Genomic DNA, 16,716 nt, shown 5'->3' on the forward strand with positions numbered 1-16,716 from the left:
GACTAGGCGTAAAACGTGGTCGGGCCACTTGCAAGCACCTTGTCTGGCACGACTATTCCCTGACAACGCTATCTGGCAAATTGGTCAGGCACAGTTGCCAGACCCAATATGTCCTGTTACGCATTGTTGCAGGTCGTACACCCGAAGATGGGGGCGACACCACCCGCGCACTGAAAAGCTTAGACACAGGTGCGCGAAATGGGAGAGGGGAAATGGGCACCTTTCGTGGCCGCAAATGCGCCTTGTGCGCATCTTGCAGCGCGCTCGCCGCGCTGATCGCAACTTCCGCCGCCGCACAGACCGCACAGGAGCAACCTGCCCCTGCGCAGGAGAGCGACGCGCAGAACAACGAGATCGTCGTCACCGGCTTTCGCGCCTCGCTGAACAGCGCGCTGAACCTGAAGCGGTCCGAAACCGCCGCGGTGGACAGCATTGTTGCGGAAGATATCGGCAAGTTTCCGGATTCGAACCTCGCCGAGTCGATGCAGCGCATCCCCGGCGTGGCGCTCTCCCGCGGTGACGGCGGCGAAGGCCGCAACATCTCGGTCCGCGGCCTCGGCGCGCAGTTCACCCGCGTGCGGATCAACGGCATGGAAGGCGTGTCGCAGGTCAGCGGCAGCGACATTCGCGGCGGCGTCGCCACCGGCCGCTCGTTCGACTTCGTGACCTTCCCGACCGAAATCTTCTCGTCGCTCGCGGTCCGCAAGACGACCTCGGCCGATGTGGAAGAGGGCTCGCTGGGCGCGACCGTCGATCTGCGCGCGCCCAAGCCGTTCGACCAGAAGAAGGACTTCGTCCTCTCCGCCACCGCGCGCGGCATCTACAACGATATCCGCAAGGACGCAGATCCGCGCCTCTCCGCGCTGATTTCCAAGAAGTTCGGTGACAGCTTCGGCATCCTGGGCAGCATCGCCTATTCGAAGCGCCATATCGACGAATATGCCTATTCGGCGGTCGATGTCGTGCCGACGACGGTCTACGGCCTGGCCCAGCCGGCGGGCACGGCCAATGCCGGCGTGATCTTCCCGTTCTGCACCCCCGTCGGCTATGGCTATAAGGGCGCGCCGGTGAACAGCCCGGTGCCCGGCTATACGCAGCCAAGCGGCGCCGCGATCGGCGCAGACGCCAATAATTGCAGCACCAACAACCCGCGTACCGGCACGCAGGCCGCGTATGATTACATCATGAGCCGCACCGGGGTGAACGGGAAACCCGGCGGCGGTGTCTATCTGCCGCGCCTGCCGCGCCCGGTGAAGAGCAGCCAGAACCAGGAGCGCATCGCCGGATCGCTCACGCTGCAATACAAGCCTGGCGACGATACCGACATCTCGCTCGACGGCCTCTATTCGCGCTTCAAGGTCAAGCGGCTCGACACGATGTTCGACGCGCGTTCGTTCGGCCGCGCGATTTCGAACAACGGCCAGCCGCTCACCTCTGTCCGCGAGATCGAGGTCAACGGCAACGGCTCGCTGATCCACGGCCTGTTCGATGGCGTCGACCTGCGCTCGGAGATGCAGGACGAGCGCTTCACCTCCGAATACAAGCAGGCGAACCTCAACTTCGACCACCGCTTCTCGGACAATTTCCGGTTGTTCGGCCTCGCCGGCATCAACCAGTCGCAGCTCGACGTGAACCGCCTGCAGGTGGCGATCGACTCGAACGACACGCGCAACTGGTCGATCAATTTCCGCGACAATCCGAACATCCCGAAGATCGGCTACGGGATCGACACCACGAATCCCGCGCTGTTCCAGTACGGCCCGCCGCTTGCCAATGGCGACCAGCGCGGCCAGCTGTCCAACTTCATCCGCCGCAACACGATCACCAGCAAGACCTTCGAGCTCAACGCCGACTGGAAGGTGACGCCGGGCTTCTCCTTCCAGGCGGGCGGCCAGTATCGCACCAACAAATACACGGCGCGCGAACGCCAGCTCGCCACCAACACGCCGCTGGCGCTGCCGGCGGGTGCCTCGATCGCCAATTTCAGCTTCGTCACCACCGGCATCGGCAAAAATCTCGGCGGCAATCTGCAGGACTTCGTCTCGATCGATCCGGACAAGTTCCGCCAGGTCACCGGGCTCGACAACTATGTCTATTGCAGCATCGAGTGCGCCAAGGGCACCTATGGCGGCGTCGACGAGAAATACGCGTCGGGCTATCTGATGGCGAAGTTCGACACGGCGAACATCCTGCCCTTCGCGCTGCGCGGCGATGCAGGCGTGCGCTATGTCCGCACCAGCCTCGATACCTATGGCCCGATCACCACCGCCTCGCCGGCGGGATCGCTCTACCCCTCGCGCTTCGTCATCTCCAATGTCAGCCGTTCCTATGAGGACTGGCTGCCGTCGATGAACCTCGCGCTCGACATCACGCCCAGCCTGATCGCCCGCGTCTCGGCGGCGCGGGTGATGTCGCGGCCGGCCTATGGCCAGCTGATCCCGGCGGGTTCGGCGAACCTGGTGATCCAGACCGCGTCGTTCAGCAACCCGTTCCTCGATCCGATCCGCGCCAATACCTTCGACGCGGCGCTTGAATGGTATTTCCGCCCCGGCTCGCTGCTCTCGGTCGCCTATTTCCACAAGGACATCGAGACCTATATCCAGACGACCAGCCAGAGCCTGGCCTTCCAGGACATCGGTCTGCCGCTGTCGCTGCTCAACGGCACCCAGTTGCGCCCGAGCGACCAGTTCACGGTCCAGCGCAGCAACAACACCCCGGGGGGGCCGCTGCGCGGCTTCGAAGTCAACGTGCAGCTGCCCTTCACCTTTCTGCCGGGCATGCTTAAGAACTTCGGCGCGCTGGGCAATTTCACCCGCGTACGCTCGAACATCAACTATATCATCTCGCCGACGCTCTCGCGCACCGCGCCGCTGGTCGGCCTGTCGCCCGAGACGGCGAGCGGCACGCTCTACTATGAAGTCAGCAAGTTCAGCATCCGCTCTACGGTCAACTATCGCTCGTCGTTCCTCACCGCGGTGCCGAGCGGATCGGTCGACGCGGACTCGACCGCCAATGCCCGGTCGATCTTCGTCGATGCCTCGGCTTCATACAATCTCAGCGAGCATATCAAGCTGATCGCCGAGGTGCAGAACATCACCAACGAAACCAACCGGCTGACGGTGGACACGGTCCGCAAGGACCCGCTGTACACCGCCTATTTCGGCCGGACCTATGCACTCGCGGTGAACTTCGTGTTCTAAGTGGCTGGTGGGGCAGGCCGCGTGCCTGTCCCACCCTGACCGCGAGGACTATTGCTCTCCTCCCGCAGCGCGGTATGCGGATCCCGGGGACTCTTTCGGGATCGAGTGCATGAAGCGTCGGAATTTGTTGCGCGACTCCGGCGGCCGTTCCGTGTGGACGACCGTGGGGCTAGTCCTCGGCCTGGCCTTCTTTCTGATAAGCGGCGCGCTCGCTTACCGCAACGTCCTGGCGCTCGGCGAAAGCGATGCGGCGATCCGCCACAGCCATACCGTGCTGATCGCGCTCGACGAACTGCTCTCCACCGTTCAGGACGCAGAGACCGGCCAGCGCGGTTATCTGCTGACCGGCGGCCAAGGCTATCTGGAGCCCTACACCAGGGCGACCGAAACGCTCGACGCTCGGCTGGACCATCTGCAGGATCTGGTCAACGACAACGCAGTGCAGCAAAACAACATCGTGCAGCTTCGCCGCGAGGTTGGCAGCAAGCTGGCCGAACTGCGCGAGACGATCGAGCTTCGGCGCACCAAGGGGCTTTCCGATGCGCTCGCCGTCGTCGAAACCGGCGCCGGCAAGGCCAGCATGGATGCGATCCGCGCCCAGCTCGGCGTGATGGCGCAGGAGGAGGGGCGCCTCCGCCAGCAACGGCTCGATGACATGGCGGCCGCCTCGCAGGCGGCAATCGCCAGCGGGTTGGTTTCCAGCCTGATCGGTGCGGCGCTGACGCTGATGATCTTCGTGCTGGTCCGCCGCAACCTGCGCGCCCGCGCCCGGGAGGAATGGCTGCAGAACGGCCTGCTCGGCATTTCGGCAGCGGTGCGCGGCGATCGCTCGGTCGAAGAGATCGCCGAGGCCGTGCTTGCTTATCTGGCGGAAAAGCTGGGTTTCCAGGCCGGCGCGCTATTCAAGGGCGAGGCTGGGGTGTTCCGCCGCGTGGCGACGCTGGGCGTGCCCGGCGACGCCGATGTGCCGGAGGCGTTCGGTCTCCGCGAGGGGCTGCTCGGCCGCGTCGCCGCCGAGGGTAAGCCGATCCTGCTCGACGACGTGCCCGACCATTATCTGGAGATCGGCTCGGCCTTCGGCAGCGACAAGCCGCGCCACCTGATGATCGTGCCCGCCAAGGCCGACGACATGGTCAATGCGGTGCTGGAGCTTGGCTTCTTCTATCCCACCGATCCGATGATGCTCGAGCTGCTGGAGCGCGCCGCACCGGCGATCGGCGTCGCGCTGCGCTCCGCGCGCTTCCGCGCCCAGCTGCAGGACGCGCTGGAGGAAACCCAGCGCCAGGCAGCCGAGCTGCAGACCCAGAGCGAGGAGCTCCAGGTCAACAACGAGGAGCTGGAGGAGCAGGGCCGGGCGCTGCGCGAGTCCCAGGCGATGCTGGAGCAGCAGCAGGTCGAGCTGGAGCAGACCAACAGCCAGCTCGAGGAACAGGCGCAGGCGCTGGAGGCCCAGCGCGACGAGCTCGAACGCGGCAGCGCCGCGCTGCTCGTGAAGACGCGCGAGCTGGAGCAGGCCAGCCAGTACAAGAGCGACTTCCTGGCGAACATGAGCCACGAGCTGCGCACGCCGCTCAACTCGCTGCTGATCCTCGCCAAGCTGCTCGGCGACAACGCGCCCAGCACGCTCACCGCCGAGCAGGTGAAGTTCGCCCGCACGATCGAATCCTCGGGCAACGACCTGCTCACGCTGATCAACGACATTCTCGACCTGTCGAAGATAGAGGCGGGCCATGTCGACATCCGCCCCGAGCCGGTGAGCCTGGTGCGGCTCGGCACCGATCTGCGCCAGGTTTTCCAGCCGGTGGCGGAGCAGCGCGGGATCGCGCTGGAGATCACGTTCGACGAGAGCGCCCCCAAGGGCATCGAGACCGACCGGATGCGACTGGAGCAGGTGCTCAAGAACCTGCTGTCGAACGCACTGAAGTTCACCGAGAAGGGCTCGGTGCGATTGCAGGTGCGCGCGGACGGCGACCGGATCGCCTTTGCGGTGCGCGACACCGGCATCGGCATTTCGCCCGAGCAGCAGAAAATGATCTTCGAGGCCTTCCACCAGGCCGACGGCACCATCAACCGCCGCTATGGCGGCACCGGGCTGGGCCTGTCGATCTCGCGCGAACTGGCGCGGCTGCTCGGTGGCGGGATCACGCTGGAGAGCCGGGCGGGCGAGGGCAGCACCTTCACGCTGACCCTGCCGGTCCGCTACGACGCCGAGGCAGTCGCCCCGCGCGCGCTGCCGACGGCGCCTGCCGCGCCGGCCAGGCCTGTTGCGCCGTCGGCTCCCGTCGCCACGCCGGCCGCGCCGCGCCGCGCCGCTGCCGCGGCCAACTGGGTGCTCGAGGATGACCGTGATCGTCTCGTGCCGGGCGGGCGGCACCTGCTGGTGATCGAGGACGACCCCGTCTTCGCCTCGATCGTCTGCGACCTGTCGCGCGAGCTCGGCTTCCAGTGCCTCGTCGCCAGCACCGCGGACGAGGCGCTGCAGCTGGCGCGCACCTACCGGCCGAGCGCGGTGGTGCTCGATCTCGGCCTGCCGGACCAGTCGGGCCTGATCGTGCTCGATCAGCTGAAGCAGGAAGACAGCACCCGCCATATCCCGATCCACGTCATCTCGGCCGCCGATCAGAGCCAGACGGCGCTGTCGCTCGGTGCGGTCGGCTATCACATCAAGCCGATCAAGCGCGAGCTGCTGGCGGAAGTGCTGCAGAACCTGCAGGAACGCACCGCCAGCCGCGTCCGCCGCGTGCTGATCGTCGAGGACGACGACGTCCAGCGCGACGCGGTCGCCCGGCTGCTCCAGACCGATGATGTCGAGACGGTGGGCGTGCGCACCGCCGCCGAATGTCTGGAGATGCTGCGCAGCCAGACCTTCGACTGCATGGTGCTCGACCTGTCGCTGCCCGATGCCTCAGGCTATTCGCTGCTCGAGACGCTAAGCGCGGAGGACGGATCGCACAGCTTCCCGCCGGTGATCGTCTATACCGGCCACGACCTCAGCGCCGACGACGAACAGAGGCTGCGGCGCTATTCGAGCTCGATCATCATCAAGGGCGCCAAGTCGCCCGAACGACTGCTCGACGAGGTCTCGCTGTTCCTCCACCAGGTGGTGGCCGAGCTGCCGAGTGAGCAGCAGGAGATGATCCAGGCCGCCCGCCGCCGCGACGCGGTGCTGGAAGGGCGGCGCGTGCTGATCGTCGAGGACGACGTCCGCAACGTCTATTCGCTGACCAGCGTGCTGGAGCCGCGCGGCGTGCTCGTCCGCATCGCCCGCAACGGCCAGGAGGCACTCGACGCGCTGGCCGAGGCGGCGGGCGACCCGGAGAAGGGCGTCGATCTCGCGCTGATGGACGTGATGATGCCGGTGATGGACGGTCTTACCGCTACCCGCGCGATCCGCCAGGACCCGCGCTGGGCCAAACTGCCGATCATCATGCTCACCGCCAAGGCGATGCCCGACGACCAGGAACGCTGCATCGAGGCGGGCGCCAGCGATTACATGGCGAAGCCGATCGACGTCGATAAACTCTTGTCGCTCGTCCGCGTTTGGATGCCGCGATGACCGACGAAACTCCGGAACCCGATGTCGACGATATCGAGATCGAACTGCTGCTCGAGGCGCTATACCGGCGCTACCATTACGACTTCCGGCACTATGCCCGCGCCTCGATCAAGCGGCGGCTGATCCAGGCGCGCGGGAGGCTGGGCATGGCCAGCTTCTCGGCGCTGCAGGACCGGCTGCTGCACGATCCGGACATGCTGGCCAAGCTGCTCAACTATCTCACCGTCCAGGTGAGCGAGATGTTCCGCGACCCCAGCTATTTCCGGGCGCTGCGCGAAAAGGTGATCCCGCATCTACGCACCTATCCCTCGCTCAAGGTGTGGATCGCGGGGTGCAGCAACGGCGAGGAAGTCTATTCGCTCGCCATGCTGTTCCGCGAGGAAGGGCTGGAACAGCGCACGATCTTCTACGCGACGGATATCAACCCCAAGGCGCTCAAGGCGGCTGAGGCGGGGGTCTATCCGCTCGACCAGATCCGCAAGTTCACCGAGAACCATCAGAAATCGGGCGCGCGCACCTCGCTGTCGGACTATTATGTCGCCGATTACGACCGCGCGATCTTCGACAGCAGCCTGCGCGCCAATGTCGTCTTCTCCGATCACAGCCTGGCGACGGACTCGGTGTTCGCCGAGATGCACCTGATCTCGTGCCGCAACGTGCTGATCTATTTCGATCGCGCGCTGCAGGAACGCGCCGTCGGGCTGTTCGAGGAATCGCTGGTCCGGCGCGGTTTCCTCGGCCTTGGCCGCAAGGAGAGCCTGCGCTTCTCCGACCATGCCGCCGGTTTTGCCGACTTCGTCCGCGAGGAGAAAATCTACCAGCGGCGCGAACGATGACCGGCGTGGTGGTGATCGGCGCCTCGGCGGGGGGCGTCCAGGCGCTGCTCACGCTGCTGCCGGCACTGCCGGCGGACTTCCCGCGCCCGGTGCTGATCGTCGTCCATGTGCCCCCCGATCACGACCACGGTCTGGCGGCGCTGTTCGAATCGCGCTGCCCGATGCAGGTGTGCGAGGCCGAGGACAAGCAGGTGCCCGAGCCCGGCACGATCTATTTCGCGCCCGCCAACTACCATCTGCTCGTCGAGCCCGACGGCAGCATGGCGCTCTCCGCCGACGATCCAGTCAACCACAGCCGCCCCTCGATCGACCTGCTGCTCGAAAGCGCCGCCGATGCACTGCGCAGCCGGCTGATCGCGGTGTTGCTCACCGGTGCCAACCAGGACGGCGCCGAAGGGCTACGCGCCGTCGCCCGCACCGGCGGCACCGCGATCGTCGAGGATCCAGCCACCGCCCGCGTACCGACCATGCCCGCCGCGGGCCTCGCCGCGAACCCCGGCGCAACCCGTCTCGCGATCGATGCGATCGCGCCCCACCTCTTGCGATTGGCCTGAGCCACATGTCCGCCCCCCAACCGGTGAAGTTCCTGCTCGTTGACGACCTCGACGAGAACCTGTTGGCGCTGGAGGCGCTGCTGCGGCGCGACGGCCTGGAGTGCCTGAAGGCGCGCTCGGGCGACGAGGCGCTGGAGCTGCTGCTGGTCCACGACGTCGCGCTGGCGCTGCTCGACGTGCAGATGCCCGGCATGGACGGCTTCGAGCTCGCCGAGTTCCTGCGCGGCAACGAGCGCACCCGGCATGTGCCGATCATTTTCCTGACTGCCGGCAGCGCTGATGCCCAACGCCGCTTCCGCGGCTATGAGGCGGGCGCGGTGGATTTCCTCCAGAAGCCGATCGACGCGGGCATCCTGCGCTCGAAGAGCAACGTCTTCTTCGATCTCTACGAACAGCGCCGCCAGATTATCGCGCAACGCGACGAACTCGCGCGGCTCACCGAAGATCTGCGGCTCGCCGACCGGCGCAAGAACGCGTTCTTGGGGATGGTCGGCCATGAGCTGCGCAACCCGATCATGGCGTTCGGGGCGGGCCTGCACCTGCTCCGGCGCCGCGGCGGCGAGGAAGCGTCCGCGCAGGTGCGGGCGCAGATGGAGCGCCAGGTCGGCCACATGACGCGGCTGATCGAAGACCTGCTCGACGTCGCCCGCGTCGATCAGGGCAAGATCGTGCTTCGTGCCGAGCGCATGAATCTCGCCGACGCCGTCGATCTGGCGGTAGAACTCAGCCGCCCGCAGATCGACGCGCGCGCGCACCGTCTGACGATCGATCTGGCGGATGCACCGGTATGGCTGCACGCCGATCAGGCGCGCATCGCGCAGGTGGTGAGCAACCTTCTCTCCAACGCGGCCAAATACACGCCGGAGGGCGGCGCGATCGATCTGCGCGTGCGGCAGGAGGCGGGGCAGGTGGCGATCGAGGTGGCCGATACCGGGCACGGCATCCCGCCGGAGATGCAGGCCCAGGTGTTCGATCTGTTCGCCCAGGTAAACCGCAGCGGCCAGCAGGCTGATGGACTTGGTATTGGCTTGGCGCTGGTCCGCCAGCTGGTGAGCCTGCACGGGGGTACCATCGTACTAAAGGAAAGCGTGGTGGGGCAGGGCTCCACGTTCCGCGTGGTGCTTCCGCGCGCCGAGTGAGGGCTCGGCGGGGTCATACCGGGCTAAGCCTGGCACTTCCGGTATTGCAAGGATAGGGGGAGCGCGGCTTGTCCTTCCTGACCCAGGGGCGCTCGGCACCGACGTGCAGCCCGATTCCTTCGAAGACCGTCGCTGCCTACGGCAATGTACCAGGAAATGTGTGGATTGGCCTTAAGCCAGTCTACCAGCGAGACACCGGCGCCCGAAGGCTAAGGCCGGCTGTAAGCTGTGCCGGAAGCTCGAAGAATGGTGACCCCTACGAGAATCGAACTCGTGTTTTCGCCGTGAGAGGGCGACGTCCTAACCGCTAGACGAAGGGGCCAGTGCTTGGCAGAGGCGGCCAATTACGTTCCGGCGCCGCCTCCGTCAAGCGATGTTTTCACACTTTTTTCAGCCCGCCACCGGGAGGCGCAGGCTGCCGTCCGGCTCGTGGGCGACTTCGCTATATGCCGTCACTGCGTCGAGCGGCAGCGGGCCGTAGATGTGCGGGAAGAGCTGGCCGCCGCGCGACGGTTCCCAACGCACCGTGTCGCCCAGTGCCTCGAGATCCACCGCGGCAAGCCACAATCCGGTCTGGCCGGCAAAATGCTTCTCCAGCGTCTCCTGCGCCTGTTCGGCAGTGGACAGGTGGATATAGCCGTCCTGGAGATCAATCGGCGCGCCCAGGAAGACACGCGCGTGCTCCAGCGTGTCCATCTGGTCCTGCGTCAGGATCTTGTAGGCGGTGAGGGGGGTGTCAGTCATGGCTCAGGCGTCCCCGCCGTCGGCAAGGTCTTCGCCCGGCAGTGCGTCCGGTGTCGCTTCGCCGGCCACTGCGCCGTCGGCCAGGTTCACCTCGGCCTCTTCCTCGGTTTCCTCGATACGCGCCGCCGATACGACATGCTCGTTCTGCGCGACGTTGAACAGCCGTACGCCCGCCGAGTTGCGGCCGATCACGCGCAGGTCGCCCAGCGACATGCGGATCATCTTGGCCTGATCGGTCACCAACATGAGCTGGTGCCCCTTGGTCGCCGGGAAGCTCGCCACCACCGGCCCGTTTCGGTTGATATTGTCGATATTGGTGATGCCCTGGCCGCCGCGACCCGTGCGGCGATATTCATAGGCCGAGCTAAGCTTGCCATAGCCGTTGGCGCAGACGGTGAGGATGAACTGCTCTCGGTCCTTCATCTCCTCGTACTTTTCGACGGGCAGGCCATGCTCGCCCTCGCGCTCGGCCTTCCATGGGGCGAAGCGCAGATAGGTGTCGCGCTCCTCCTGGCTCGCGCCCGAGCGATGCAGGATCGACAGCGACATCACCTGGTCGCCGTCAGCGAGACGCATGCCGCGGACGCCGGTGGAGGCGCGGCTCTGGAAAGCGCGGACATCCTCGCCCGGGAAGCGGATCGCCTTGCCCGCGCGGGTCGCCAGCAGCACGTCGTCGCCCTCGTTGAGCAGAGCGACGCCGATCAGGCGATCGTCCTCGTCCTCGCCTTCGAACTTCATCGCGATCTTGCCGTTCGAGGGCACGTTGGTGAACAGATCCATGCTGTTCCGCCGGACATTGCCCTTGGCGGTCGCGAACATCACGTGGAGGTTCGCCCACTCGTCCTCGTCCTCCGGCAGCGGGAGCACGGTGGAGATGGTCTCGCCATTGGCGAGCGGCAGCAGGTTGATCATCGGCCGGCCGCGGGTGGCGGGGCCGCCCTCGGGCAGGCGCCACACCTTCATGCGATATACACGACCGAGGGTGGAGAAGAACAACACCGGCGTGTGCGTCGAGGTGACGAACAGCTCGGTGATCGCATCCTCGTCCTTGGTCGCCATGCCGGCGCGGCCCTTGCCGCCGCGCGCCTGGGCGCGGAAGGCATCGAGCGGGGTGCGCTTGATATAGCCCTGGACCGTGACGGTCACGACCATGTCCTCGCGCTCGATCAGGTCCTCGTCGTCGATGCCGTCGGCGGCAGCGGCGATCTCGGTCTTGCGCGGGGTGGCATAGGTGTCGCGGATCAGCACGAGCTCGCCGCGCAGCACCTCGTAGAGCTTGGCGCGGTTGCCGAGGATCTCGAGCAGCTCGGCGATCGAATCGGCGAGCTCCTTGAGCTCGTCGCCGATCTCGTCGCGGCCGAGCGCGGTGAGGCGGTGCAGGCGCAGGTCGAGGATCGCGCGGACCTGGGTGTCGGACAGGCGATAGGTATCGCCCGACACCTCGGTGTCGACCGCCTCGACCAGGCGAATATAGGGCGCGATCTCGGCGATCGGCCATTCGCGGGCGAGCAGGGCTTCGCGCGCGGCGGCCGGGCTCGACGAACCGCGGATGATCTTCACCATCTCGTCAAGATTGGTGACCGCGATCACCAGGCCGAGTAAGATGTGCGCACGGTCGCGCGCCTTGGCCAGCTCGAACTTCGAGCGGCGGGTAATGACCTCCTCGCGGAACTTGACGAAGGCCTCGATGATGTCGCGCAGGTTGAGCAGTTCCGGGCGGCCGCCGCGGATCGCAAGCATGTTGGCTGGGAAGCTCGACTGCGCGGGCGTGTTCCGCCAGATCTGGTTGAGCACCACCTCGGGCGTTGCGTCGCGGCGCAGATCGATGACGATGCGCACGCCTTCACGCGAGCTTTCGTCGCGAATGTCGGAGACGCCTTCAATCCGCTTTTCCTTGGCAGCCTCGGCGATCTTCTCAACAAGGGCGTTCTTGCCCTGCTGGTAGGGAATTTCGGTGAGCACGATCGAGCGCCGCTCGCCGCGCTGCTCGAACTCGTGGCGCGAGCGCACCAGGATCGAGCCGCGGCCGGTCTGATAGGCCGAACGGCAGCCCGAGCGGCCGAGGATCACCGCGCCGGTCGGGAAGTCCGGACCGGGGACCAGCTCCATCAGCTCTTCGAGCGTGACCGCGCCGTTGTCGATGTACGCCAGGCAGGCGTTGATCACTTCGCCGAGATTGTGCGGCGGAATGTTCGTGGCCATGCCGACCGCGATGCCGCCCGCGCCGTTGACGAGCAGGTTGGGGAAGCGGGCAGGGAGAACCGACGGCTCGCTTTCCGAACCGTCATAGTTCGGCACGAAGTCGACCGTGTCCTTCTCGATATCGTCGAGCAGCGCCGTCGCCACGCGGGCGAGGCGCGCTTCGGTGTAGCGCATCGCGGCGGGGGGATCCGGGTCCATCGAGCCGAAATTGCCCTGGCCGTCGATCAGCGGCACGCGCATCGCCCAGTCCTGCGCCATGCGGGCCATCGCGTCGTAGATCGAGCTGTCGCCGTGCGGGTGGTATTTACCCATCACGTCACCGACCAGGCGGGCGGACTTGCGATAGGGCCGACCGGCGACATAGCCGCCTTCCTGGGCGGCATAGAGGATGCGGCGGTGGACGGGCTTCAGGCCGTCCCGAACGTCGGGCAGGGCGCGCGCCACGATCACGCTCATCGCGTAATCGAGGTACGAGGTCTTCATCTCGTCGACGATCGAGATCGGGGTAATGTCAGAAGGGTCGGCGAGCATGGTCTCGTCGGTCAATGCAACAGACTTTCGGGTTTTTGTTACGCTGTGATGGCTCTAGCTCGACGCATGCCTCCTGCCAACCCCGCGCCCGCGCGCTCCCGCGCCCGCGTACGCGTACGCGCGGGTTCGGATGGGAGCCAACCGCAGACCAAAACGTTTCCGCACCGCAATGGCGCTTATTCAATCGTGGTTCAGCGTGCTTCTCGCACGGCGAGTGCGCTTGAATGGTGTACAGGGCGCCTTTAGAGGATGACGTGACGCCGCATGGCCGACGAGGAGAGTTTCACATGAAGGTTGTTTCGAAGCTTGCGCTGACTGCCATGCTTGCGCTGGGCTCCACTGCGCTGGTGTCGACGCCGGCGCTGGCCCAGAAGGACAAGAAGGGCGCCGCCGCGAAGGAAGATCCCAACGCGCTGAAGGTGGGCGATGCCTTCCGCAAGGCTGCGCAACCGGCGATGGACGCCGTGCAGGCCAAGAACTGGGCGGCCGCTACGCCGGCACTCGATGCGCTAGATCAGGTCGCGCAGAATGACGACGAGAAATATTACGCCGCCTATCTGCGTACCCGCGTGCAGATCGGACAGAACGACATGGCCGGTCTCACCAAGACGCTGCCGATCCTGATCGCCAGCCCGCGTACGCCGGCGAACGAGCTGCCGATCTACAAGCGCCAATATTACACGATCGTCGGCAATCAGGCGCTCAACGAGAAGAAGTATCCGGAGGCGATCGACGGTCTCACCAAGGCGCGCGAAGCCGGCAACAACGATTTCGACGTCTCGATCGCGCTCGCCAATGCCTATGCGGCGACCGGCAAGCCGAACGAGTCGGTTGCCGAAGTCGATCGCGCGATCCAGGCGGTGCGGGCCACCGGCCAGAAGCCGCCGGTCGCTTGGTATCAGTTCGCCATTCCGCGCGTCTACGCCACCGGCAACCGCGCCGCGACCGCCGAGTGGATGAAGAAGATGATCGCCGACTATCCGACCAAGCAGAACTGGCGCTGGGGCGTGCTGGTGATGCGCGGTAGCGCGGATTCGGCCGGTGGTCGCCTCACCGCGGCACAGCGGATCGACCTCTATCGCCTGCTCCGCACCACCAAGGTGCTGGCCGACCAGAACGACTATCTCGACTATGCCGAATCGGTGAACGCCGCCGGTCTCCCTTGGGAAGCGGTGAAGGTGATCGACGAAGGCCGTGCCGAGGGCAAGCTCCCGGCCGGCAACGCCGATATCGGCCGCGTCTACGCCTCGGCGCAGACCAAGTCGAAGTCGGAAGGCTCGCTCACCCCGCTGATCAAGCAGTCGCAGGCGGCTGCCAACGGCAAGATGGCGGCGCAGACCGGCGATGCGTTCCTCGCCTCGGGTGACTATGCGAAGGCCGTCGAGCTGTACGACATGGCGCTGCAGAAGGGTGGCGTCGCGGCGGATGACGTCAACCTCCACCGCGGCATCGCGCTGTACAATCTCGGCCGCAAGGACGAGGCACGCACCGGCTTCGGCCAGGTCAAGGCTGCACCGGCGGTCGACCTTGCCGCGCTCTGGATGGTCGCGCTGGACCTGCCGGCGCTTTCCTGATCGCGCCGGCGTCTGCCAAAAAGGAAAGGGGCGGTCCTGCGGGACCGCCCCTTTTTTTGATTGCGCGGCGGGCGTCGCGAGATCGGACGCCTAACCCTTGAACTCGGGCACTGGCACGCCGGGCAATGCCTTGGCGGTGCGAATGGTGAGCGACGTCTTGACGTGCTCGACATTGGGGGCGGTGGTCAGCCGCGTCGTCAGGATCGTCTGGAAGCTCTGCAAGTCCGGCGCGACGATCTTCAGGATGAAGTCGATCTCGCCGTTGAGCATGTGGCATTCGCGCACTTCGGGGATTTCGGCGACCAGCTGCTCGAAGGCGCGTAAATCGCTTTCGGCTTGACTCTTCAGGCTCACCATCGCGAAGACGGTGAGATTATAGCCAAGCGCACTCGGATCGAGCGCGGCATGATATCCCTTGATCGCGCCTTCCTGTTCCAGCGCGCGAACGCGGCGCAGGCAGGGCGGGGCGGTGAGCCCGACCCTTTCTGCAAGCTCGACATTGGTCATGCGGCCATTTTCCTGGAGTAATCCGAGGATCCGGACGTCGATCTCGTCGAATCGCATTTCTTTCTGGGGCTCCTGCGTGGGTTCGTTTCGTATCGCTGCTTCCTAGCATAATAAAATTACGCTTCAACGCAATTGTCCCACATTGCGACGTGCCGAAATGGACTGTTTCCACCGCGGGTTGCATGGCGGTATGAACACTTCGTGAGTGACTGGACCTTGGGGGACGACAGCGTTGCCGCTGCGCTTTGACGATACGCTGGAGACGGTACTGGCCGGCGATCTCCGCTCGGCCAGCGGCGCGCCGCTGGCGTGGCGTCAGCTGGTAGACCTGCTGGGCCGCGGCCGCGCACCCGCAGAGCCGCGGGCGCTCGCGGCGCTCGATTCGATCCGGGACACGGTGCCGCTGACCGTCCGCGCGGCCAGTGCCCGGGCGCTGGAAGGTGCCGAGCCGCCGGCCGATCTGGTGCGGTTGCTGGCCATCGATGAACTCAGCGTGGCGATGCCGGTCCTGCGGGAGGCGAAGATGTCGGAACAGGAGTGGATCGCGCTGCTGCCAACGCTGGCGCCGGGTGCGCGGCATGTCTTGCGCAACCGGCGCGATCTGCCCCCGGCAGTGACGCGGGCGCTCGAAAGCTTCGGTGCCGTCGATTTCATTCTCGCGGACCATCGCGCCGAGCCGGAGCGCGTGCGAACCGAACCCAAGCCCGTCGGCGAGGGTTTGTTTGCCGTCGCCGATCTGGTCGCACGGATCGAAGCCTATCACCGGGACCGTGATGCTGCCAAGTCGGCGGTATCCGGCAGTGAACGCGCCCGCAATTTCCGCTTCGAGACCGATGCGGCGGGCGTGGTTCGCTGGGTGGAGGGTGTCAGCCGGCCGCCGGTGATCGGCCTGTCGCTCGACCTCCAGGGCTTGGCGAGTGGTAGCCGGCTCGACGGTGTGGCGGCGGGTGCGTTCCGGCGGCGGGCGGGCTTTACCAATGCGCGGTTGACGATCGAGGGCGAATCGGATGCCGCAGGGGATTGGCTGCTGTCCGCCCTGCCGGCGTTCGAGCCGATCACGGGCCGTTTCACCGGCTATCGCGGCACCGCGAGGCGCCCCCGCGCCGACGAGCGTGCAGAGCCGGTGCGCGCACCGATCGAGGCAGATGCGCTCCGCCAGATCGTCCATGAGTTACGCACGCCGACCAATGCGATCGCCGGTTTTGCCGAGATGATCGAGACCCAGATGCTGGGTCCGGTGCCCGAGCCCTATCGCGATCGTGCCGCGGTGATCCGTGCCCAGGCGCGCGAGCTGCTCGGCGCGATCGACGATCTCGATCTCGCCGCACGGATCGAAAGCGCGGCGCTGTCGCTGGGCGAGGGGCGGGTGGCGCTGCGTCCTTTGCTTGCCGCGATCGTCACCGATCTCGGCGAGTTGCTGGCGCTGCGCGGCTCGGCGATCCTCGTGCCCGAGGAGGATATGGCCGTTTCCGGTGACCGGCGCGCGGTCGAGCGGCTGTTGGCTCGGCTGCTGGCGACGCTCGTGTCCGCGACGGCGCAAGGCGAGCGGTTGCAGTTGCGCTTCGCCGAGGACGGCGAGGGGCATGTGGCGATCATGATCGAACGGCCACGCGCCCTCGGCCATTATCCGGGCGAGGCAGTGCTTGGCATCGACGACGAGCAGGACGAGGACGGCACGCTGCTCGGCACGGGCTTCGCGCTGCGCTTGGCGCGTAACCTCGCGCGCGAGCTCGGCGGTGGCCTGGTGATCGCGCCCGACCTGATCACGCTGCGCCTGCCGGCGGCGGTGCCGGGCACTCGCGAGCAGGCGCACCACAACTGAACGGCGCCCGCGTAGCGGGGGCTTGCAGCCCGGGCGGCGCCTCCGCTAGGG

At 66.2% G+C, this 16,716-nt stretch carries 10 protein-coding genes and 1 tRNA gene; 7 read left to right on the forward strand and 4 right to left on the reverse strand.

Features of this window, described 5'->3' with window-relative positions:
- The first annotated feature begins 212 nt into the window (after positions 1 to 212).
- The 5 genes from RT655_RS00320 (at position 213) to RT655_RS00340 (ending at position 9,285) form a co-directional block, all read left to right on the forward strand.
- Positions 213 to 3,200 (forward strand): TonB-dependent receptor, encoded by a 2,988-nt coding sequence (locus RT655_RS00320; protein WP_313534330.1) that lies wholly within the window; start codon positions 213 to 215, stop codon positions 3,198 to 3,200.
- Positions 3,201 to 3,309: 109 nt separating this feature from the next.
- The gene (locus RT655_RS00325; RefSeq protein WP_313534331.1) at positions 3,310 to 6,756 is read left to right on the forward strand and encodes a response regulator; all 3,447 of its coding nucleotides are present in this window, start codon (positions 3,310 to 3,312) and stop codon (positions 6,754 to 6,756) included.
- Positions 6,753 to 7,592: a protein-glutamate O-methyltransferase CheR gene (locus RT655_RS00330; protein ID WP_313534332.1), complete on the forward strand. Its 840-nt coding sequence runs from the start codon at positions 6,753 to 6,755 to the stop codon at positions 7,590 to 7,592. The genes RT655_RS00325 and RT655_RS00330 overlap by 4 nt, the downstream gene beginning before the upstream one ends.
- Positions 7,589 to 8,146: a chemotaxis protein CheB gene (locus RT655_RS00335; RefSeq protein ID WP_313534333.1), complete on the forward strand. Its 558-nt coding sequence runs from the start codon at positions 7,589 to 7,591 to the stop codon at positions 8,144 to 8,146. Before RT655_RS00330 ends, RT655_RS00335 begins: the two co-directional genes overlap by 4 nt.
- A gap of 5 nt (positions 8,147 to 8,151) precedes the next feature.
- Positions 8,152 to 9,285 (forward strand): hybrid sensor histidine kinase/response regulator, encoded by a 1,134-nt coding sequence (locus tag RT655_RS00340; protein ID WP_313534334.1) that lies wholly within the window; start codon positions 8,152 to 8,154, stop codon positions 9,283 to 9,285.
- Between the two features lie 247 nt (positions 9,286 to 9,532).
- On the opposite strand, the gene RT655_RS00345 is transcribed toward RT655_RS00340, so the two are convergent.
- The 3 genes from RT655_RS00345 to gyrA form a co-directional block, all read right to left on the reverse strand.
- A tRNA-Glu gene (locus RT655_RS00345) sits at positions 9,533 to 9,607 on the reverse strand.
- 68 nt (positions 9,608 to 9,675) lie between these two features.
- Positions 9,676 to 10,029 carry a DUF952 domain-containing protein gene (locus RT655_RS00350; protein ID WP_313534335.1) on the reverse strand — a complete coding sequence of 118 codons (354 nt, stop codon included), beginning with the start codon at positions 10,027 to 10,029 and terminating at the stop codon, positions 9,676 to 9,678.
- A 3-nt stretch (positions 10,030 to 10,032) separates the two neighbouring features.
- Positions 10,033 to 12,777 (reverse strand): DNA gyrase subunit A, encoded by a 2,745-nt coding sequence (gyrA, locus tag RT655_RS00355; protein WP_313534336.1) that lies wholly within the window; start codon positions 12,775 to 12,777, stop codon positions 10,033 to 10,035.
- A gap of 272 nt (positions 12,778 to 13,049) precedes the next feature.
- Between gyrA and RT655_RS00360 the strand changes: the two genes are divergently transcribed.
- Positions 13,050 to 14,336: a hypothetical protein gene (locus RT655_RS00360; RefSeq protein ID WP_313534337.1), complete on the forward strand. Its 1,287-nt coding sequence runs from the start codon at positions 13,050 to 13,052 to the stop codon at positions 14,334 to 14,336.
- A gap of 90 nt (positions 14,337 to 14,426) precedes the next feature.
- On the opposite strand, the gene RT655_RS00365 is transcribed toward RT655_RS00360, so the two are convergent.
- Positions 14,427 to 14,900, reverse strand: coding sequence for an Lrp/AsnC family transcriptional regulator (locus tag RT655_RS00365; protein ID WP_093295502.1), 474 nt, complete (start codon positions 14,898 to 14,900; stop codon positions 14,427 to 14,429).
- Between the two features lie 175 nt (positions 14,901 to 15,075).
- Here RT655_RS00365 and RT655_RS00370 point away from each other — a divergent pair, with 175 nt between their 5' ends.
- A complete protein-coding gene (locus RT655_RS00370; RefSeq protein WP_313534338.1) occupies positions 15,076 to 16,665 on the forward strand; it encodes a sensor histidine kinase in 1,590 nt (529 codons plus the stop codon).
- Positions 16,666 to 16,716 lie beyond the last annotated feature (51 nt).

It is taken from the genome of Sphingomonas sp., from assembly GCF_032114135.1.
Taxonomy (GTDB): domain Bacteria; phylum Pseudomonadota; class Alphaproteobacteria; order Sphingomonadales; family Sphingomonadaceae; genus Sphingomonas.